Annotated in this window: 18 protein-coding genes and 1 riboswitch; of the genes, 7 read left to right on the top strand and 11 right to left on the bottom strand. The window is 46.2% G+C overall.

Features of this window, described 5'->3' with window-relative positions; all coding sequences use genetic code 11:
• Window positions 1–115: 115 nt before the first annotated feature.
• The gene (locus OH455_RS09470) at window positions 116–703 is read right to left on the bottom strand and encodes an outer membrane beta-barrel protein (protein WP_269981273.1); all 588 of its coding nucleotides are present in this window, start codon (window positions 701–703) and stop codon (window positions 116–118) included.
• A gap of 139 nt (window positions 704–842) precedes the next feature.
• Between OH455_RS09470 and cydH the strand changes: the two genes are divergently transcribed.
• A complete protein-coding gene (gene cydH / locus OH455_RS09465; RefSeq protein WP_157634025.1) occupies window positions 843–935 on the top strand; it encodes a cytochrome bd-I oxidase subunit CydH in 93 nt (30 codons plus the stop codon).
• Window positions 936–944: 9 nt separating this feature from the next.
• A complete protein-coding gene (locus OH455_RS09460) occupies window positions 945–2090 on the top strand; it encodes a patatin-like phospholipase family protein (RefSeq protein ID WP_269981201.1) in 1146 nt (381 codons plus the stop codon).
• A gap of 35 nt (window positions 2091–2125) precedes the next feature.
• On the opposite strand, the gene pyk is transcribed toward OH455_RS09460, so the two are convergent.
• Window positions 2126–3568: a pyruvate kinase gene (gene pyk / locus OH455_RS09455; RefSeq protein ID WP_269981200.1), complete on the bottom strand. Its 1443-nt coding sequence runs from the start codon at window positions 3566–3568 to the stop codon at window positions 2126–2128.
• Window positions 3569–3865: 297 nt separating this feature from the next.
• Here pyk and mlc point away from each other — a divergent pair, with 297 nt between their 5' ends.
• Window positions 3866–5083, top strand: coding sequence for a sugar metabolism global transcriptional regulator Mlc (gene mlc / locus OH455_RS09450; RefSeq protein ID WP_045975488.1), 1218 nt, complete (start codon window positions 3866–3868; stop codon window positions 5081–5083).
• Window positions 5084–5207: 124 nt separating this feature from the next.
• On the top strand, window positions 5208–6155 hold the full coding sequence (locus OH455_RS09445; protein WP_045975487.1) for a chemotaxis protein CheV: 948 nt from the start codon (window positions 5208–5210) through the stop codon (window positions 6153–6155).
• 272 nt (window positions 6156–6427) lie between these two features.
• Here OH455_RS09445 and OH455_RS09440 read toward each other — a convergent pair whose 3' ends face one another.
• The 4 genes from OH455_RS09440 to OH455_RS09425 form a co-directional block, all read right to left on the bottom strand.
• Complete coding sequence (locus OH455_RS09440; protein ID WP_269981199.1) at window positions 6428–9499, bottom strand: error-prone DNA polymerase; 3072 nt, start codon at window positions 9497–9499, stop codon at window positions 6428–6430.
• Between the two features lie 14 nt (window positions 9500–9513).
• Entirely contained in the window at window positions 9514–10914 is a 1401-nt protein-coding gene (locus tag OH455_RS09435) for a Y-family DNA polymerase (protein ID WP_269981198.1), read from the bottom strand.
• A gap of 2 nt (window positions 10915–10916) precedes the next feature.
• Window positions 10917–11594 carry a translesion DNA synthesis-associated protein ImuA gene (gene imuA / locus OH455_RS09430; RefSeq protein WP_269981197.1) on the bottom strand — a complete coding sequence of 226 codons (678 nt, stop codon included), beginning with the start codon at window positions 11592–11594 and terminating at the stop codon, window positions 10917–10919.
• 126 nt (window positions 11595–11720) lie between these two features.
• On the bottom strand, window positions 11721–12464 hold the full coding sequence (locus tag OH455_RS09425) for a YciK family oxidoreductase (RefSeq protein WP_045975483.1): 744 nt from the start codon (window positions 12462–12464) through the stop codon (window positions 11721–11723).
• 88 nt (window positions 12465–12552) lie between these two features.
• Between OH455_RS09425 and sohB the strand changes: the two genes are divergently transcribed.
• Window positions 12553–13614: a protease SohB gene (sohB, locus tag OH455_RS09420; protein WP_269981196.1), complete on the top strand. Its 1062-nt coding sequence runs from the start codon at window positions 12553–12555 to the stop codon at window positions 13612–13614.
• 61 nt (window positions 13615–13675) lie between these two features.
• On the opposite strand, the gene OH455_RS09415 is transcribed toward sohB, so the two are convergent.
• The gene (locus OH455_RS09415) at window positions 13676–15124 is read right to left on the bottom strand and encodes a DEAD/DEAH box helicase (RefSeq protein WP_269981195.1); all 1449 of its coding nucleotides are present in this window, start codon (window positions 15122–15124) and stop codon (window positions 13676–13678) included.
• A gap of 101 nt (window positions 15125–15225) precedes the next feature.
• A complete protein-coding gene (gene rrtA / locus OH455_RS09410) occupies window positions 15226–15792 on the bottom strand; it encodes a rhombosortase (protein WP_269981194.1) in 567 nt (188 codons plus the stop codon).
• Between the two features lie 3 nt (window positions 15793–15795).
• Between rrtA and OH455_RS09405 the strand changes: the two genes are divergently transcribed.
• Window positions 15796–16401, top strand: coding sequence for a tRNA-uridine aminocarboxypropyltransferase (locus OH455_RS09405; protein WP_206368572.1), 606 nt, complete (start codon window positions 15796–15798; stop codon window positions 16399–16401).
• 104 nt (window positions 16402–16505) lie between these two features.
• Window positions 16506–16605, top strand: a riboswitch (purine riboswitch).
• A gap of 82 nt (window positions 16606–16687) precedes the next feature.
• The gene (locus OH455_RS09400; RefSeq protein WP_269981193.1) at window positions 16688–17698 is read left to right on the top strand and encodes an adenosine deaminase; all 1011 of its coding nucleotides are present in this window, start codon (window positions 16688–16690) and stop codon (window positions 17696–17698) included.
• Window positions 17699–17728: 30 nt separating this feature from the next.
• On the opposite strand, the gene OH455_RS09395 is transcribed toward OH455_RS09400, so the two are convergent.
• The 3 genes from OH455_RS09395 to OH455_RS09385 all read right to left on the bottom strand — a co-directional run bounded on the left by OH455_RS09395 (window position 17729) and on the right by OH455_RS09385 (window position 21183).
• Window positions 17729–19045 carry an anti-phage deoxyguanosine triphosphatase gene (locus tag OH455_RS09395; RefSeq protein WP_045975506.1) on the bottom strand — a complete coding sequence of 439 codons (1317 nt, stop codon included), beginning with the start codon at window positions 19043–19045 and terminating at the stop codon, window positions 17729–17731.
• 253 nt (window positions 19046–19298) lie between these two features.
• Complete coding sequence (yfbR, locus tag OH455_RS09390) at window positions 19299–19898, bottom strand: 5'-deoxynucleotidase (RefSeq protein ID WP_045975477.1); 600 nt, start codon at window positions 19896–19898, stop codon at window positions 19299–19301.
• Between the two features lie 70 nt (window positions 19899–19968).
• Entirely contained in the window at window positions 19969–21183 is a 1215-nt protein-coding gene (locus tag OH455_RS09385) for a pyridoxal phosphate-dependent aminotransferase (RefSeq protein ID WP_045975476.1), read from the bottom strand.
• Between the last annotated feature and the right edge of the window lie 31 nt (window positions 21184–21214).

Genomic DNA, 21214 nt, shown 5'->3' with positions numbered 1-21214 from the left:
CAATGTTGTTTAATTGAAATTTAATCCTTTTTGCATTTAAAGAGTGTATGACTGAAAAACATCCGCCTGTTTGATTTATTTTACTAAATTGTTAATAGTGTGATCTTATTGTTTCCTAGAAATGCCAAGTTAACCCTAAGTTAGCCGAAAACTGATTCATCCAATCTGTTTTAAACTTGATGATGCAGCTTCCAGACTGTGATGCGGGTAAAGAACATATTCCACTTGTGTCATTATCAACAACGGTACCAAGCCAACGTAACTGAGTATTTAGCGCAAAATTATCAGTGAGACGGTACGCAAACCCTCCAAAGATACTAGCCGAAAAACCAAATTCGTCTGTGACCCAATCAGCATCTATGTACGAGCCTCCAAGCCCCACACCGAGATAGCTGTGTAGCGACTCCTCGACGGGGTAATAGATGCTACTCTGAAAGTGAAGGTAATGCATGGTCGAACCAAGACCAAGCGTCTCGACACTAGTGTGTTGATTGGCGTAAAACAAACCTATTCTACCTTTGTCGAAATCCATTTCAGTACTGATAGCAAAGCTTTCAGAACCCTTTAGGTCATAGTTCTGTTGATCTTGATTTTCCACGCTGCCACCTGCGGTATAACCAACCCATGGTGTCAGATAAACATCTGCAAGAGTTGGTGGAGCAAAACAGAGCAAAGTACAAACGAAAAGGTGAATCCTGTTCATGTCCATAAAGATTGTCCAATCAGAGCGCTACACCTATTAATTGTGATAGTAACGTCATAATTACGCACAGAAAAAAGGGAATTATTGAAGATGCCTCACAACGATGTTATTACTTTGTTACACAATCAAGGAGGTGTCTATGGAACACGAACTAAAATACGCGTTAGTCATCACTGTGGCCGTTTTTGCGGTTCTGATTGGTTTTGGTTTAGTCGCGATCACTTCTGCCTAGGTTGAGCTTATGGACAACAGCGGTGTCGTTACCAGCGCTGCTATCCAGTTGGATACTCAACGCCTTGCTAAGTATACTGGCGGTAAGAATGCGTTGGTCGCTCAAGGGGGGGGCCAGCGTGGCATTTTTACTTCGGGTGTTCTTGATGCCTTTCTCCTATCTAATTTCGACCCTTTTGATACCTTTTACGGTACTTCAGCAGGTGCGCTAAATCTTTGTGGCTATCTTTGTCGCCAACGAGGAATAGGGCGCTCATTCATTCTTGAACTCACTACTGATGCAGAGTTTTTTAACCTGTTTCGTTACATTAGGCGCAAGCAGTATTTGGGTATCGACTGGGCGCTAGATAAGATCAGTGATTTCCCCTACAAACTGGATATCGATATGGGGCGACGGGTTTTGGCTGATCGTCAGGCGTTTGCTGCGGTCACAGATACTAGTCGTCTTTTCGATCATTATTTACCTATGCTTCAGGATGATTGGCGCAAAGTACTCATTGCCACTTGCGCGATCCCGAGGTTGTACCATGAAGCGGTGGCGTTTGAGCATGGGGAGTATGTGGACGGAGGAGTTTCGGCGTCCATTCCTGTTCAAGAGGCATGGCGTAAGGAGGCGCGTTGTATTGTTGTGATACGCACAGAAGGGGAAGATCTGAAAACGGCGACAGAAAATGTGCCTCACGAAAATGACGTTAAGTGGTACCGTGATTCGTTTAATCTTGTTCAAGAACATTGGCAGCAAAAGCTTGCTCAATGGAAAGGAGATTGGGCAAGTTTCTTTACAGAGCAATTGCAACGTTCTCAGGAAGATAAATTTCAGCACCTGGAGTCTCTCAACGGCGGACGTTGGTTGTTTGGAGCGGATGATATCTATCGATTAAGTCATCTACTTGGAGAGAAATTTGATTCGGGGCTGGCAGACATGTTGATGGTTCACTATCAGACCTATTCCCTGACTCAAGATTTTCTTCACAATCCACCAGACGATTGCTTTATTATCCAGATCAAGCCAGAGCAGCCTTTGATGTCCAACTCGCTGATGAGTGATCGACAAGCGCTTCTGCACGACTATCAAATGGGGCTTGATTCGGGTTTCCGATTTGTAGAGATGTTTGCTTCCGTCTCAAAACGTTTGGTTCCTAACATACAGAAATGAACGAGGGAGCTCTTATCGCTCCCTCTCAGCCACTTTTAAGCAGACAGGACACGCATGCAGTTGGTTGACCCCACGACGTCCATGACATCACCCTGAGTGATGATCACTAGGTCGCCTTCATGGAGTAACCCTTTTTCTTTTAAACAATTAACGGCCGCTTTGGCCGTCGGTAAACCTGAATCGCCTTTAGAGTCGAAGTAAACGGGTGTGACACCGCGATACAGAGCAGTGTGGTTCAGGGTGCTTTCATTCCGTGATAGGGCAAAGATAGGTAGACCTGAACTGAGTCGTGACATCATCAATGCTGTACGACCCGATTCGGTAAGAGTCACTATGCCTTTGACACCTTTCATATGATTTGCAGCGAACATGGTCGACATAGCGATGGTTTCTTCGCTGCTTTTGAACACGGAGTCCATTCGGTAACTAGACCGGTTAATAGCCGACATTTTTTCCGCGCCTAAACATACCTCTGCCATTGAGCGCACGGTTTCCAGAGGGTATTTACCCGCTGCTGTTTCTCCTGAAAGCATTACCGCGTCGGTGCCATCCAAGACGGCATTTGCCACGTCCATGACTTCCGCACGGGTAGGCATAGGATTTTCGATCATGGATTCCATCATCTGAGTCGCTGTGATGACGGTGCGGTTGAGGCTTCGCGCTCGGCGAATAAGTTGTTTTTGTACCCCAATTAATTCTGGGTCTCCAATTTCTACCCCTAAATCGCCACGAGCAACCATGACGGCATCTGAAGCGAGAATGATATCGTCGATATTCTCTTCACTTTCTACCGTTTCAGCACGCTCTACCTTTGCGACTAATTTTGCTTCTAATCCAGCGTCCCTTGCTAGGCGACGAGCGTACTTCATGTCTTCGCCATTACGTGGAAACGAAACCGCGAGGTAATCCACTTTAATTTGTGCTGCGACCTTGATGTCATTCTTATCTTTTTCAGTCAGTGCATCTGCTGATAAGCCTCCTCCTTTTTTATTAATACCTTTGTTGTTAGAGAGTGGACCGCCAATAATGACTTTGGTAATCACTTGATTGCCAGAGACCTTGGTGACTTGCAGTTGCACACGACCATCGTCGAGCAGTAAAACATCGCCTGTTGAAACGTCTTGCGGTAGCTCTTTGTAGTCAAGGCCTACAGCATGTTGATCACCTTCTCCCTGAGCGAGGTCACTGTCGAGAATGAAGCTGTCCCCGACGGCGAGATGAATCTTGTTGTCTTTGAATGTTGATACCCGAATTTTGGGACCTTGGAGGTCTCCTAAGATGGCGACATTGGTACCATATTGAGCCGCAATATTACGTACGCGAGTGGCTCGCTGAATATGATCTTCTTCGGTGCCGTGTGAAAAATTCATTCTGACCACATTTGCGCCAGCCTGAATGATAGCTTCGAGAATCCCCTCTTTGTCCGTAGACGGACCTAACGTAGTGACGATTTTTGTTCTTCTTTGTATTGCAGTCATGATGAGTTCCTTGATCAAACCATGAGCCTCTATGAGTCATAAAATTATAGAGGCCCCAATTGAGTATATGCAAAATGCTGAGTTATGAGAGATTTAGGGGCAATTTATCTCGCCATACATACATATTTATTAATGCAAAAAAATGAACGCTTAAATGTGATATCGGTTTTGCAATTTGATTGAACGCCCAAAGAATCATGTTTATCCGTGATGCTTGTCACGGCGATCTATCAAAGCTCTTCACAATTACTTCGCAAAGTAAAAAAATTGCCCAGTTGTTGATATTCGGAGCATCCTATGTACATGGCTCAACCAGGCCATATTGATCACATCAAGCAGGTCAATGCTGGCCGTGTATATAAACTCATTGATCAAAAAGGCCCTATCTCGCGGATTGACCTGTCAAAAGAGAGCGAGCTTGCCCCCGCAAGTATTACCAAAATTACCCGTGAGCTGATCGATGCTCACCTGATCCACGAAACGACCGTGCAGGAAGCGACCAGTCGCGGCCGCCCGGCAGTGGGGCTACAGGTGAACAATGAAGGCTGGCAGTTTCTCTCAATGCGTCTCGGCCGTGGTTATTTGACCATTGCTTTGCATGAGTTGGGCGGCGATGTCCTGATCGACACTAAGATCGATATCCATGAAATTGACCAAGACGATGTTTTGGCTCGTCTGCTCCATGAGATTGATGAGTTCTTTCAGACATATTCTGAGCAATTAGATCGTGTTACCAGTATTGCCTTAACATTGCCAGGCTTGGTGAATTCAGAGAAAGGCATAGTGTTACAGATGCCGCACTACAATGTCGAAAACCTTTCTCTGGGCCCTGAAATTTATAAAGCGACTGGGTTACCTGTTTTTATTGCTAATGACACCCGTGCTTGGGCGTTGGCAGAGAAGTTGTTTGGTCATTCTCAGGAAAACGAAAACTCGGTGCTCATTTCTATCCACCATGGTCTTGGAGCCGGTATTGTACTCGATGGACGCGTACTTCAAGGGCGTCATGGCAACATTGGCGAGTTGGGACACATTCAGATAGATCCTAATGGTAAGCTTTGTCATTGTGGTAATCGAGGTTGTCTTGAAACTGTAGCGAGTTCTCACGCAATCCGCAGTGAGGTGTCAGAACGTCTAGCAAGCGGTGAAGAATCAACCCTGTCTGATATTAATGAACTGACGGTGGAAGACATTTGTGAAGCCGCTGCAAACGGTGATCCTCTCGCTGTAGATTCAGTTGAAAAGCTAGGTCGTTATTTGGGTTCGGCGATTGCTATTGTCATTAACCTCTTCAATCCTGAAAAAATTCTGATTGGTGGTGCCATTAATCAGGCGAAAGATGTCTTGTATCCAGCGATTCAAAATTGCATCCAAGAACAAAGTTTACCTGTGTACCATCAAGATCTCGAAGTGGTCGAATCTCGTTTCTATAAACAGGCCACAATGCCCGGTGCGGCATTGATAAAACAAGCACTTTACGACGGCTTGTTATTGATGAAAGTGATAGAAGGCTAAGCTCGTCGTCGATAAGCTTTATCTTTTATGTAAACCCATATAACCTTCAAGTTGTATGGGTTTATTTTTGTTTAGCCTGGCTTTAGGCTATTTTTGATATATTACAAAGTTGTTGAGAGATCGTATGTCCGGAGTTTTAAATAGCGTTGATCAGCGAACGAATCTTGTTGGTGAAAACCGATTGGAGTTGCTGCTGTTTAGTCTTAACAGCCGTCAGGTCTTTGCGATCAACGTTTTTAAGGTTCGCGAGGTGATCAAAGTCCCGCCGTTGACCAAAATGCCAGGCTCACACCACCACATTACTGGTGTGGCTTCTCTGCGCGGAGTCTCAGTTCCTGTGATTGATTTACGAAGTGCCATTGGGTTTCCGCCCCCTCGACAAGAAGATCAAGAGCAAAATCTGATCATCACAGAATACAACCGTACCATACAGGGCTTTTTGGTTGGTCAAGTGCGTAATATCGTCAACACGGCTTGGACGGAAATTCAGCCACCACCGAAAACGGCTGGTCGAGCAAATTATCTGACGGCTATTACGCACATCAAAGATGAGGACGGGCAGAAAATCGTTGAAATTATTGATGTCGAAAAAGTACTGGCAGAGATCATCGACTACGACGTCTCTATCTCTGAAGGTGTACTTGATGAAGACCTGTCTACACAAATGGTTGGGCGTAATGTTCTTATTGTGGATGACTCTTCTACTGCTCGAGCTCAGGTTAAAGGAACACTGTCTCAGCTCGGCTTGAATATTCTCGAATGTCGTGATGGCTTAGAGGCACTTAGGTTGATCAAAGGTTGGAGTGAAGAGGGTAAAGACGTGCCCCGTGAATTGCTATTGATGATCACCGATGCGGAAATGCCGGAGATGGACGGCTACAAGCTGACTCACGAAATCCGTAGCGACCCTAAGTTAAAGGATCTCTATATCACGCTCAATACATCGCTAAGCGGCAGCTTTAATGACGCGATGGTGAAGAAAGTAGGCTGTGACCGATTTATTTCTAAATTCCAGCCTGATTTATTGGTTGAAGTGGCACAAGATCGACTGCGTGACATTTTGTCGAGATAGTACCTCGATTGATATGAAGCATGTCAATCAGTTGAACTACCGGTTGTACTTGGTCGATCATTTACTTTGCGAATTAATTAATCTTCACTTTTCGTCACAAGCGAAAGGTAGTTGCTATTCATGATATGGTTTACGTCCAAGGTTGTGATGACCTTATGCATGTCACTATACAGAGAATACAAAAAGAGACGTATGGACGCTGAAGACGATGTGTAACTCGTCTAACTGTTAATCTAAAGGGAGCCGAGTGGCTCCTTTTCCCTTTATGGTGGTTAGTGGAAATCTCGTGACTTGCTTTGGAGCCCATCTAGTTTGTCTGTCATATCAATCAGTCTCCCGGCAATGATGTGCGTGACTTCTCCTTCTCTTTCTAGAATACCTTTTACCATCATTACCTTGGCTGTGAGATAGGCCTGCTTTTGTGCCCGCGCCGTTGCTTGCCAAACCACGACATTCATGTTGCCACTGTCGTCTTCTAAAGTGAAAAAGGTGACGCCAGCAGCGGTACCGGGAGCTTGCTTACCTGTCACAACACCGACGATGGTCACCAGAGACTGATGTGGCTTATGAATAAGCTCCTTCATTCTTGTAAAGCGCCCTAGGGCACCCGCTTGCTCTAAAAGTGTGATAGGGTGCTGGCTGAGTGATAGCCCCATGGAAGAGTAGTCTTCCAGTAGTGTTTGAACCTCTGAAGGTTTACTGATTGAACCACTTTGTGGTTCTTCCAAATCTTTAAAGAGTGGTAAATCGGATAACGAATCCATCATTGCCCAGCGGGTTTGAAAGCGGTTATTAGCGATTGACTGCATGGCATTAGATGAAGCAAGTCGCTCAAGCTCTCTCTGATTCAAACCGATATGCTTGAGTTGACTAGGGTGTTGAAAGCCCTCGAGACCACGTGCTTTGATGAGTTGAAGGCTACTATCTAACCCGAATCCTTTTATCTGACGAAGGCCAAGTCGAATAGCTAGCTTGTTGCCGCAATGAACGACCTGATGATCATAGTGTGATTGGTTGACGCAGACAGGTAGAATCAATACGTTATGACGCCTTGCATCCTGCACTAGCTGTGACGCACTGTAAAAGCCCATAGGTAGGCTATTGAGGAGTGAAGCGTAAAAAGCTTCCGGGTGATAATACTTGAGCCAAGCCGAACAATACGCTAATACAGCAAAAGAGGCAGAGTGACTTTCAGGAAAACCGTACTCACCAAATCCGAGTATCTGATCAAAAATGCGTTCAGCAAACTCTTGTTCGTAGCCGCGAGCCAACATTCCCTCAATCAGCTTGGTACGAAACTTCACCAGATTGCCATTTTTTTTCCAAGCGGCCATAGCACGACGTAATTGATCGGCTTCACCACCACTAAAGCCTGCTGCGACCATCGCCAGCTTGATTACCTGCTCCTGAAAGATAGGTACCCCCATAGTTCGTGATAACACCTCTTTGACTTCATCCGAAGGGTAGGTCACGGGTTCGATACCATCACGACGTTTGAGAAAAGGGTGAACCATATCCCCTTGAATGGGGCCTGGGCGTACAATAGCAATCTGGATCACTAGATCGTAATAAGTCTTGGGCCTGAGTCTAGGCAGCATGCTCATTTGAGCTCGTGATTCGATCTGAAATACACCGACTGTGTCGGCTTTCTGGATCATGCCATACACTTCAGGATCATCTTGCCTTCGGGTGATCTCTGCAATAGTCAGATCTTGCTGATGGAAACGTTTGACCAACTGGAAACATTTATGGATAGCGCTGAGCATCCCTAGGGCGAGGACATCAACTTTCATTAGCTTGAGGCTTTCCAGATCATCTTTATCCCACTGAATAACTGTCCTGTCTGCCATAGAAGCATTCTCAACTGGTACCAGCTCATATAAAGGGCCTGCGGCAATCACAAAGCCGCCGACGTGCTGTGACAAATGCCGAGGAAAGCCGAGAATATCGTTAACCAGAGTGATGAACTGTTCACCTTTGAGAGAATCCGGCTGAAGGCCAAGCTCGACGATCTGAGCCTGCCAGCCGAGCTCGCGGTCTCGGCGGTTAACGTTTTTAATGAAGTAGTCGAGCTGGCTTTCTTCAATCCCAAGTGCCTTACCCACATCGCGAACGGCACTTTTAAAGCGATAAGTGATCACGGTTGCCGCAAGCGCTGCTCGTTCACGGCCATATTTCTGATAAATGTATTGAATGACTTCTTCACGGCGCTCGTGTTCGAAGTCTACGTCGATGTCAGGTGGCTCATCACGTTCTTTACTAATAAAACGCTCGAAGAGAACGGAAATTTGCCTAGGATCGACCGCGGTAATTTCCAGACAGTAGCAAACGACAGAATTGGCTGCTGAGCCACGCCCCTGATAGAGAATATTCTGACGCTTGGCAAACATCACTATGTCGTGAATGGTCAGGAAATAGTAGGGGTAGTTGAGCTCACCAATCAGCTCAAGCTCTTTGTCGATAGTTTCTGAAATATTCTGAGGAACACCTTCGGGAAAGCGGCGACGCTTGCCACTGTCGACTAATTTGCGCAGATAGTTCATCGGCGTTTCACCACTGGGTACCAGTTCATGGGGGTATTCGTACTTGAGTTCTTCTAAACTGAATTGGCACTGCTCGGCGAGGCGAATACTCTCTTCCAGCCATTCTTGTTTAAACAGTCGGGCGAGCTTTTCTTTGCTTCGCAATGTGCGTTCTGTATTAGTGAGTAGGTGCTTACCAATTTTATCAACGCGACTACCATGCTGGATTGCGGTCAGAACATGTTGTAGAGGAAGACGGTTAGCGGTATGCATGAGTACACCACCACAAGCGGTGATTGGCACCATCAGTTCCTGAGCGAGCTTCTCACAATGAGTGAGATAGCTTTTATCGCCTGCTTCTAAATGACGTTGAACACCTAACCACATTCTTGGTTGATGATGTTGAGCAAGCCAGTGTCCCCATTTCTGATCGCTATGTTGATGGCTGGGGAGCCAGATCATCAGACAGTGGCGAAGCGACATTAAATCCCATTCTGCCAGCTGATATTGTCCTTTCTCGGTACGTCTTCTTGCGTTTGTGATGATGCGACAGAGTTCAGCATAGGCTTCACGGTTTGGGCAGAGTAATACGACCTGACATTCATCACTTAACCAGAACATACTTCCTATGATCAGTTTGATATTGAGGCTATGAGTTTCGATCGCTCTATAAGCTCTGACCACGCCTGCGACGGAGCACTCATCGGTAATCGCCAGTGCGTGGTAGCGTAAAAAGTCGGCTTGTAGAATAAGCTCTTCCGCGTGAGAAGCACCAGTGAGGAAAGAGAAATTGGTCTGGCAGAAGAGTTCAGCGTATTTCATTATCACACCTCCGCTTAGCTAAATAGTCCGTGCAGGAACCACTGCATTTCTTGATTACGAAATACCCAGAGCCAACGTCCACTGTCGCTGCGCGCAATAAAATAATCACGCGTCATTTCATCACCATCCCACCAGCCAGTTACAAAGCGTTCAGGGCCATGTATAACATTGACCTTTTCTGTTAAAGGCTCTGGAGTTGGTAGCATTAAAGAGGGGCGTAAACCAGAGAGCGAAACTTTAGTAGGAATGGGGAGATCGGGGGCGCACAATGACATCGATTTCTCTGGTCTAGGATCATCTGTTGGTGCGACTTTAAGGACTTGGTTGTTACCCAACTTAGCTTGTAGTGTAGCTATCAACTCCAGTTCCGTTTGTTGGCCTTTGCGTCCTGCGAAAATATCTTGGCTGGTGGACTCAAGTTCGCCACTCCGTACCACTTTCAGAGTTAAGCCTTGTATTGGAGCATCAAGTTGAATGGACTCCATTGTCAGTTGACAAAGCTTAGCCCAGCGCTGAGCGAAGTAATCTCCACAGGCTGAAGTAAATGCAATCACACCAGCGCCACGATCGCGTTGATGAAGAGTCAACTCAAGTTCGTATGCGACCTGATTACGTAATGTCAGGAAGCCTTCCAGTTTTTTTAGCAGCTTTAATAACGGTTTTTCCAACCATTGGACATTTTCGATATCAAACAACAACTCAAGGTAACTTTGAAAGTGTTCAGGTGGGTGGTAGAAATTTACTGGGTGTTTAAACTGCCCCATCAGTCGTCCGACATAGTTAACCAAATCGATATCAAAACGTCTGGCGACCTCTTGCATCGGCAGCTCCAGCAGATCGTTGAGGGTTAACACTCCCACACGAGAGAGTTTTTCAACCTGTTTACTGTCAAGCTCAGTGGCTGAAACTGGGTAGGATTTAAGTGCTTCACAGAGCTGAGTTCTATCTTGGCTGATCAATGCACTTCCAGACTTTGCCAGCAGAATGGCAGAGAAGGGAGAAAAACCAGTAGCGTACTGATACTGGATACTCAGCTGCTGTAAATGTTGTGATACTCGGCGCCAATAAGCATCCAGCCCACCATAGAGTGACAGCATATCTGTGACTTTTAGCAATAACCCTTGTGGCGGAAAGAGCACCAGATCAGAGGTCACCATATACAACCACTGAGCGATATCCAGTAAGGTCTGTTGCTCTACCTTCTCATCATAGGGGTGGACCTGAAGCGAGTGACACAAAGCGCTGGCGCTGCCCAGTCCCATTCCCGGTCGAATACCTTGTTCGTGCGCGGCGAAATTGCATTGCACGATTTGGAAACGTTTGGAATCAACTACTACCAAAGGCTGCTGAGCCTGTTCAGAGTACAGCGCATCCAGTTGTAGAGTCGGGAAATGCAAGTACAACCACACCTGCATCGTTAGCCTTGCTTACGCAGTGGGAAAGGAAGAATAACAGGTTCAGGTCTGGACTCTGTTAATGAAGGCCAGAGTGTACTCATGTCCAGAACGAAGCTGGCATGTGGCCACCCACCTTTGCGCTTAGTGATGGTGATTTCAACGCCAAGTGAGTGGGGGAGTAGCGTCATGCTCAAACTGACGGGCAGAGAAAAGAGACTGCGCTGTGCGGTTTTAAACAAAAACGACAGGCAATTTCCAGTTTCACTGGCGACCTGAAGTCGACGAGCATGATGGACTTCCAGCCCCGAATGCCAAAGCAGCACGTTACTGCAAGCGCCGCTTTTCAGGCACTGCTCTGCCGCCCATAAGGCTTCGTTCTCTGTTTTCGGATAAATCAGCAGAACATGGTTCAGATCGAGCCCTTCTGCTGTCAGAGACTGCGCAGACAGGTGTCCAGGTGGTTGTATGAATACAGATAACCTACCTTGGCTGCTGTTTTTAAGGTGAGGGAGTAGCAGGCGAAGCTCTCCGATGCCGGGAGTCGTTTGCAATTCCACCACGCCATGAATGGGAAAACCGCCTTCCAGTTTTTGATCCAGAAGATCAAAGCCTGTCGAATGGTGATCTCTGGACTCAGGAGTGTGATTGCCCTGCCAAAGCCATTGTTTTTTCTTAAGATGTTCGATCAGTTCATACATAACAATTTACCTGTATATACATACAGTATAAATTATTATTATTTATCAGCAAGTGAAGGGCTGAATAAGTGGATAAAAAAACGCCTTGTGTTTCCACAAGGCGTTGAATATATGAGAGGTTTTTTTCTATTTCTTCGGCTGTGCGTCAATACACTGACCACGAACGTGTTTGCTCTCGTTCGACATCAGGTGAAGATAAAGCGGCATGATATCCAATGGCGTTTTTAGCAACTCAGCGTCTTCCGCTGGGTAAGCCTTCGCGCGCATGGACGTACGTGTGCCACCTGGGTTGATCGCATTGACACGGATGTGTGTATCACTCAATTCATCCGCCAGAATCTGCATCATGCCTTCCGTTGCGAATTTAGATATCGCGTAAGTTCCCCAGAAAGCACGGCCAGCGTGGCCAACCGTTGATGATGTAAAGATAACGCTGGCATCATCTGATTTATGCAATAGCGGAAGGATTGCCTGAGTCATCAAGAACTGGGCTTTAACATTAACCTGCATGATATCGTCGTAAGTGTCTTCACCAATCTGATCAAATGGGCTCAGTACACCCAGTTGACTGGCGTTGTGAAGCACTCCATCAAGCCGACCAAACTGACTACCAATGGTATCGGCCATATCAATATAGTTTTGCTTGCTTGCGCCTTTCATATCCAGAGGAATGATTGCTGGTTGAGGGTAGCCAGCTGCTTCGATTTCATCGTAAGTTTGCTCAAGCTTCTTCACGGTACGACCTAACAGAATGACGGTGGCACCATGCTGAGCAAACGAGATTGCGGCTTGTTTACCGATGCCGTCACCGGCACCTGTCACGAGAATGACTTTGTCTTTTAAAGCGTCTGAGGAAATGGAATAATCCACGACATGCATCCTTATTGTAATGTTCTGCTTTATGAATCCGTAAGATGGTGGTTACAATACACTAATTCGCACATTAGGGGATATTACATTGGAATTTTTGTTGGACTACGGGCTGTTTTTAGCCAAGATTGTGACTGTTGTAGTCGCAGTGATTGCGATTCTTGTTATAGCCAAAGCCGTAGGGGGGAAGAGTGGTGCTGCAAAGGGTGAATTGGAGATCACCAACTTGACGGATCAGCATAAAAACACCGTTGAGCAGCTTGAGCATCACCTGCATGATTCAGCGTTTATCAAAGCGCGTGATAAGGCAGACAAGAAACAAGAGAAAGAGAAAACAAAAGCCCGTGAAAAAGAAGTCAAGCAGGCTTCAAAAGACGGTGATTTGGACAGCAAGCGTGAGCCTCACCTGTTTGTTCTGGATTTCAAAGGCAGCATTGACGCCAAAGAAGTCGCGTCACTACGCGAAGAAGTGACCGCAATTCTCGCGGTAGCTCGTGAAGGGGACGAAGTACTACTGCGCCTAGAGTCTGGTGGTGGTATGGTACATGGCTACGGTTTGGCATCGTCTCAACTTGATCGTATTAAGGCGGCTAAGTTACCACTGACCATTGCAGTAGATAAAGTGGCTGCCAGTGGCGGTTATATGATGGCATGTATTGCTGACAAGATTGTTTCAGCACCATTTGCAATCGTAGGTTCCATCGGCGTGATTGCCCAGTTGCCTAACTTCAATAAAGTGCTTAAAAAGTACGATATTGAGTATGAACAGCTAACAGCAGGTGAATACAAACGTACCTTGACCATGTTTGGCGAAAACACTGATAAAGCGCGTGATAAGTTCAAACAAGAACTTGAAGAAACACATGGCTTGTTTAAAGACTTTATTCGCGAGCGTCGCCCTGAACTTGAATTAGATAAAGTGGCAACTGGTGAACACTGGTTTGGCACTCAGGCGCATTCATTGGGTCTGGTTGATGAAATCAAAACCTCTGATGATCTGGTTGTGGAAGCGTGCAAAGATAAAACAGTCTTAGCGATTCACTACGTAGAGAAGAAAAAGCTGACATCTAAGCTGGCAGGTCTGGCAGGTGAAGCGGCTGATAACGTACTGATGAAGCTGATTGATCGTGGTCAGCGCCCTATCGTCTAAGCTGACTTCTTTTGTTTAGTTAAATGAAAAGCCCCTCAACAGAGGGGCTTTGTGTATTGGGTTACTGTGCTTTAGGTTGCGAATGGTTTGGCTTGCGGTTCGCTGGTCTACGACGTTTCTGTCCATTATTGCCAGCATTGTTAGAAGCTTTGCTATTAGAACTGCCGTCCTTACGTTTGCTACCATTATTACTCTTGGAGCCATCACCATTGGGTTTGTTATGGCCAAAATGACGCTTGTTTTTCCCCGCTGGCTTATGGCCACGAGCATTGTCACCTGAGCGCTGACCATCGGCATGGTCGACTTTTGGCTTCTTAGGCTTTTTCGGTTTCTTAGGTTTGATTGGGCGAGTGTCCAACTTAGACTCTGGCAGCACATTGACCGGTTTATAGCCTTCCAGCTCCAAACGAGGTAATACTTGCTGGATGAGTCGTTCAATACCAAATAGCTCGCTGGCTTCTGCGGCTTCAACTAAAGAGATCGCTTTGCCAACTTCACCTGCGCGGCCAGTGCGGCCAATTCTGTGGACATAGTCTTCTGCTACGTGTGGCAGTTCGAAGTTGACGACCTGAGGCAGTTGAGGAATGTCGATACCACGTGCGGCAATATCTGTGGCAACTAATACACGCACTTCTCCAGATTTAAAATCAGCCAGTGCCTTGGTGCGCGCGCCTTGGCTTTTGTTACCATGAATAGGCGCCGCCGTAATACCTTGATCATTAAGGTAATGAGAAAGTCGGTTCGCCCCGTGTTTAGTACGGCTGAAGACCAGAACTTGCCTCCAGTCGCCGTCTTTGATGAGCTTAACCAGCATCGGGGCTTTTTTACGCTTATCTGCTGGATAGATAGATTGTTCAATGGTGACTGCAGTGGAGTTCTCAGGGTTAACAGAGACTTCGACCGGATCGTTAACTAGACCTTTGGCTAGTTCGCGAATCTCAGCAGAAAAAGTGGCAGAGAACAGCAGGTTTTGGCGCTTCTCAGGAAGTAGTGCGAGAATTTTACGGATATCGCGAATAAAGCCCATATCCAACATGCGATCCGCTTCATCCAGCACTAAAACTTCCAACTGGGAGAAGTTAATCGCATTCTGCTGGTATAAGTCGAGCAATCGACCTGGTGTTGCGACAAGCACGTCTGTGCCTTTCCGCAGCTTCATCATTTGCGGGTTAATCTTCACTCCGCCGAATACCACATTCGACGTCAGACGTTGATAACGGCTGTACTTAAACACGTTTTCCTGAACCTGTGCCGCCAATTCACGAGTTGGTGTCAGCACCAGTGCTCTTACATGGTTGCCTTTGACTCGTGTGCCGTTATCTAGTCTCTCTAGAATCGGCAAAGTGAAGCCTGCGGTTTTACCCGTGCCGGTCTGAGCCGCTGCCATGACATCTTTACCGGCTAACACTGCAGGAATGGCTTGCTCCTGAATTGGAGATGGTTTGTCATAACCCTGTTCGTCTATAGCTTTGAGGAGTGGGGCAGAAAGGCCTAAAGCGGTAAAACCCATAAATTGTTCTCTGTTTAAGGTGAGATAAATGCTCAGGCGATAATAGACCGCCAGCAAAAGGGCGCCATTCTGAGGCCTTTGGTCAGGAACATCAATAGAAATTATCGCTGAGAGCGGTTGAGCCTTATCTGAAAGTTTAGCGTCGTGATGAAAAATGCAAGTACTAGACCCGTCAAGGCACCAAACAGATGAGATTCCACCGCTACACGGGCATTGATTAACTCGCTGGTCGATTGTGATGCGCCCATGGTCATTTCCCAACCTACTTTGGCCAGTACACCAATGACAAGTAACCAGCTACCTTTACGACCCTGTAGGGACTCCTGAAGCGCATAATAGGCGAAGATGCCATGCAGCACACCCGAAAGACCGACATAGCTAGTCATACTTGTTGTCAGGTTGAGCATACCCACGGATAAGCTAGTCACGAACAATATACAGAGTAGAGAAGTTACCTTCGGCTTAAACAGATAAGTGATAACCCACAAGCCGGCCAGATTCATGCCTAAATGAGCAAAGTTGGTATGGGTGAAATTTCCTGTTAGGATTCGCCACCACTGGCCTTCAGAAATAAGTAGATGATGCCAGTATGTCAGGCTGGCTAAAGGCTCGAACTGCACGCCTAGGCAGACTAAGCTGATAGCAATTAACAGAAGAAGTAAACGCACGCTATGTCCCGATATTGTTCTCAATGTGGTAAGTCACTCAAAGCTTGTATTTGTGAGTGGATACAAAGCCTAGCATCGAATGTTGAGCTGGTCATCTTACAGCATCCGACAGAAACAAACAGGCCCATGGGCACTGCGCGTATTCTCAGACTCTCACTGGAGAATAGTTACCTGTTTGAAGGCGAAAATTTTACTCAGCATAGTGAGCTGAATAAGTTGTTGGACGAACAAGGTTGTCAACATTTTGTGCTTTATCCGGGAGAAGTGTCTGTCAGCCATGAAGAGGTGGCGAAAGCCTTCTTCAGAGAAAGCAAAGTGCGGATTATTTTGCTCGATGGCACGTGGAAAAAAGCGTACAAAATGTGGCAACTGTCTGAGAATTTGCAAGCGTTACCTCTAGTACGTTTGCCAGAGAACCTACAGGGCAATTACCGTATTCGCAAAGCGCCCAGTGACAATAGCTTGTCTACTGTGGAAGCTGGTTACCATATCCTGACTTTGCTGCAACCAGAGCAAGACTTCACCCCATTACTTGATACGTTCAATCACATGATTGACTTTCAAATCAAGCAGATGCCGCCCGGTGTGTTTGAAAAAAATTACCGGTAATAAACGCAAACTCGTCATTTGAGGTCTAAAATTATTTTCAAGCGCAGCGTTGTACAGTGAATCTTTGTCAGAATATAATGACGCGCAATCGTTTAGTTATGGCGCTTAAGTCATAAACGATGCTTCGTATAATCCCACTGATAAGGTGTGGGAGTCTCTACCTGAAACCGCAAATTTCAGATTACGAAGAGTGAAGTGCATTGCGCTTTTCTCTTTGTATGCCTGTTTATCTTCACAAGAGAAAAGCGTTTGTTGAATACCAATCGAATTGAATGGGGAGACAAGCGTGAACCAAACAGAATTTATTCGTCAGTTACCGAAAGTTGAGTTGCATCTGCATATTGAAGGTTCACTTGAACCTGAAATGATGTTTGAACTCGCATTACGCAATCAAATCGCGCTGCCATTTACCACGCCTGAAGAGGTCAAAGCCGCGTATGAGTTTACTAACCTTCAGTCATTCCTTGATATCTACTATCAAGGCGCCAACGTATTGATTCATGAGCAGGACTTTTACGATTTAACCTGGGCTTATTTACTGCGCTGTAAGGCTGACAATGTTATTCACACCGAGATCTTTTTCGACCCACAGACTCATACTGAGCGCGGTATCGCGTTTGACACCGTGATCAACGGTATTCACCGCGCTTTGCAAGATGCGCAGACGCAATTGGGTATCAGTAGTCGGATCATCATGTGCTTTTTACGTCATCTGGATGAAGACAGTGCCTTTGTCACCTTGGAACAAGCATTGGCACATAAAGATAAAATCATTGGTGTAGGTCTGGATTCATCGGAAGTGGGTCACCCGCCAGAGAAGTTTGCTCGTGTTTTTGCCAAAGCACTCGAGGCTGGTTTTCTCACGGTCGCACACGCAGGAGAAGAGGGGCCTGTGGCCAACATTTATAACAGCCTTGAATTATTGAAGGTGTCGCGTATTGACCATGGCGTGCGCTGTGCCGATGATCCGAATCTGGTGGTATCGCTGGCTCAGTCGCGTATGCCGCTGACGGTTTGCCCGCTGTCCAATACTAAACTCAAAGTATTTGAGGAGATGAAGCAACACAATGTTGTCGATTTATTGCGGCAAGGGTTGTGTGTGACGATCAACTCAGATGATCCGGCCTATTTTGGTGGCTACATGACCGACAATTTCCTTGCTGTGGCAGGCAGTCATGGGGTGACGCAAGAAGAGTTGGCGCAATTTAGTCGCAATGCGATTGAAGCGAGCTTTATCAGTGACAGTGAGAAGCAACGTCTAATGAGCCAGCTCGATGAATTTGTCGACAGGTGTTAAAAACAAGCGGAGCATAAGCTCCGCTTTCTGTTAATGAGATGAGAACAACTGCTGATGCAGCCGCTGAGCATGGCCGTCAGTCATTGAAGAAATATAATCTGCAATCACACGATATCCTTCACTCTCACATGTCGCTTGCTGCCATTCATGACGAATTGGAGTGGGCAGTAATCTTTCAGGATCAGCGCTAAACGCTTCGAAGATATCCATAATGATCTGTTGTCCCTTATACTCGACAACTTGAACATGAGGTACCTGAATCACATACTCACTGACAAAGCGCTTAAGGACTTCCAGCGCCTGGGCCATTTCCGGTTCCAAATAAGCATTGAACGCCAGCAGTTGACTTTCGAAAGGTGCATCAACGGGCTTAACAGAAATACTGGTTAGCAAAGCGTTCACCATACCACCGATGGCGTCTTTACGCTGATGATGAGTTCCTGAAAAAAGCATATCTGTAATGGAGTCGATATGGGCTTCAAACCAAGGTTCACCACATTCTGAAAGCAAACTCGCCGCACCTTCTATCCACTGATGCCTTGTCACCATGCCAAGCACCACCGCATCTTCGAGATCATGCACTCCATAAGCAATATCATCAGCCAGTTCCATGATAGAACAGTCGATGGATTTAAAGCGGGTCTTTTTATGCTGACGCTCCGTCAATTGTTCATCACGCATTTGGCTGAACAACTGCTTATCTGTCTCACTAAGCGGCTCTAGTACCCAGTCAAATAAGGATTGGTCACAGTCATATAAACCTTTGGCCGGTGCCCATTCTTTTGCTTTAAGCTTCCGCTGGTGAGAGACACTGTCTGGAGTGACATCAGCGCATGTTTTACTGATTAGCGCTGGGTATTTGATCAGGCCAAGCAAAGTTCGTCGCGCCAGGTTCATACCAAAATGTTCGGTATATGGCTCAAGCTTGGTCACGATGCGAAATGTCTGTGCGTTTCCCTCAAATCCGCCATGCTCACGCATCATGTAATTAAGGGCGACTTCACCACCATGCCCATAGGGTGGATGGCCAATATCATGAGCCAAGCAAAGCGAATCGATTAAGCTATCGCTAGGCAAAAGGTCGCGAAATTCTGCCTGTTTCTTCTTTATCTGCGCAACGATCCCCGTTCCTAGCTGAGCCGCTTCGAGAGAGTGGGTCAGTCGAGTGCGGTGAAAATCGTCAAAACTGTTGCCGTGAACCTGAGTTTTTGCCTGCAAACGTCGAAACGCTGCGGAGTGAAGAATTCTCGCTCTGTCACGTTGATAAGGACTGCGGTGATCGTCGCGACGAATCTTATGTTCATCATCGTGACGTTGTTCCCATAGCCGCTTACTGTTTGAACTCATATGAATTTTGGCCTTTAACTGCATGAATAATAGAGCGCTTTAGCGACGGTGCCTAACACCTTGCTAGAGATGCATAGCTTTATTGTGCTTGAGTACGACGCTGAGAGCAAAGCCAAATAAGGTCGTGTTTTCAACCACTCTTGCGCTAGTTTGTGTGTCCCAGCTTTCAAGCATATTTGTCTTTTCTGCGATTATAGTATTGATTTTTCCCTCTAAGTTATTGGTAATAAATAAGATTAATTAAGAAATAAAGCTAACTAATTTCGTCGAGAGATAATTCGAAGCTTGGGGCAAATGTGGTAAGAAAGTAGTTCATTTCAGGGGTTCGCCTCTCTTGCAAAGTGACATCAAGGCGCTTTTTGGCTAGTGCATATTCATGGTTACCTGCACTGAGTTCTTCCAAACATTTGAGGTAGGCGCAAATAGTATCAGCTTGTTTGACGATCGCTTCATCTTCTGGATACACAGCTTGAGAGACCAGATAAGGTGCAAAATCTTCCTGAAATTCTTCGGGCAGCATTGAAAGCAGTTTTTTTTCCGCTGCGGATTCTATCTTCTTATACTCTTTTGCTATCTCTGGGTTGTAATACTTGACGGGAGTGGGGAGATCCCCAGTGAGTACTTCACTGGTATCGTGGTACATTCCCAGTAAGGCGATGCGTTCAGGGTTGAGGTTACCGCCATATTTTTTGTTTTTAATTAATGCCAGAGCATGGGCGACAAAAGCGACTTGAAGACTGTGCTCTGAGATATTCTCTGTTGACACAGAACGCATCAATGGCCAGCGCTGAATCAGTTTCATACGAGCAAGATGAGCGAAGAAATGACTTTCTTTAGACTTACTCTCTGTCATGGATCTTCCTCCTAATAAAAAGAGCACTCTCTGAGTGCTCTTTAAGCATATGAAAGATCGAATCTAATTACTACTGGCTATACGTCGACAGGAAGCGTTCGAAGCGTCCAATCGCCATTTCGAGATCTTCAACATGTGGCAGGGTCACAATGCGGAAGTGATCAGGCTTTGGCCAGTTGAAGCCTGAACCTTGAACCAACAGCACTTTTTCCTGAATAAGGAAGTCGAGCACCATCTTCTGATCATCTTTGATGTTGTACATCTTAGTGTCGATTTTCGGGAACAGATACATCGCGCCTTTAGGTTTGACGCAGGAAACCCCAGGGATTTGATTGATCAGCTCGAAGGCGCGGTCACGCTGTTCCAATAAGCGGCCGCCGGGCAGGATCAGTTCGTTAATACTCTGATAACCACCCAGTGCGGTCTGAATGGCATGTTGCATCGGTACATTGGCACACAAGCGCATAGAAGCCAGCATATCCAAGCCATTGACGTACCCTTGAGCGAGATGCTTCGGACCAGTGAGGAACATCCAACCACCACGGAACCCACAGACGCGATAGGCTTTTGATAAGCCGTTGAAGGTAACGGTCAAAACATCATCTGAAAGTGTCGCAACAGAGGTGTGTGTGGCGCCGTCATAGAGTACTTTATCGTAGATTTCATCGGCGAAGATGATCAACTTGTGCTGACGTGCAATCTCAATCACTTCTAATAAAAAGTCGCGGCTGTACACTGCACCTGTTGGGTTATTAGGGTTGATGAGGACAATGCCACGAGTATTCGGTGTTATCTTGTTGCGAATATCATCCAGATCTGGATACCAGTCTGCTTGCTCATCACAAAGATAATGCACAGCTTTTCCGCCAGATAGGGCTACAGATGCTGTCCAAAGCGGGTAATCTGGTGCGGGAACCAGCATCTCGTCGCCATTGTTGAGCAAAGCCTGCATCGCCATAACAATAAGTTCCGATGCACCATTACCGATATACACGTCTTCGACATCTAAAGAACGGATGCCTTTGCGCTGATAGTGTTGAACGACGGCTTTACGAGCAGAGTAGATGCCTTTCGAGTCACAGTAACCTTGCGAAGTGGGCAGGTTACGGATGACATCAACCAAGATTTCATCTGGGGCGTCAAATCCAAATGGAGCGGGATTACCGATATTCAGCTTCAGTATTTTATGCCCCTCTTCCTCCATACGCTTAGCATGTTTGAGTACAGGCCCCCTAATGTCATAGCAGACATTATCGAGTTTTGATGACATCCCGATATTTTGCATTGTGTAAAACCTAAAAGAGATTGTATTTCTT

Source organism: Vibrio sp. T11.5 (assembly GCF_027587155.1).
GTDB classification, from domain to species: domain Bacteria; phylum Pseudomonadota; class Gammaproteobacteria; order Enterobacterales; family Vibrionaceae; genus Vibrio; species Vibrio neptunius.
Note: the sequence above shows the minus strand (reverse complement) of the source record. Positions and strands in the feature narration are given on the sequence as shown.